The organism is Vibrio sp. SCP2 (assembly GCF_059295395.1).
The window spans coordinates 1-223 of sequence record NZ_JCAFVV010000047.1 but is presented as its reverse complement, the minus strand read 5'-3'; the positions used below and the strand labels follow the sequence as shown (position 1 = coordinate 223).

Below are 223 nucleotides of genomic sequence, written 5' to 3'. Positions count from 1 at the left end.
TGGGAGGAGACCGCCCCAGTCAAACTACCCACCAGGCACTGTCCTCAACCCGGATAACGGGTCTAAGTTAGAACATCAACACTACAAGGGTGGTATTTCAAGGACGGCTCCACCGATACTGGCGTACCGGTTTCAAAGCCTCCCACCTATCCTACACATGTAGGGTCAATGTTCAGTGCCAAGCTGTAGTAAAGGTTCACGGGGTCTTTCCGTCTAGCCGCGG

The 223-nt window shown here is 53.8% G+C and carries 1 rRNA gene; it reads right to left on the bottom strand.

From position 1 onward, the window contains the following. Window positions 1-223 (bottom strand): 23S ribosomal RNA (locus tag AC5O63_RS22495); the annotation flags it as partial.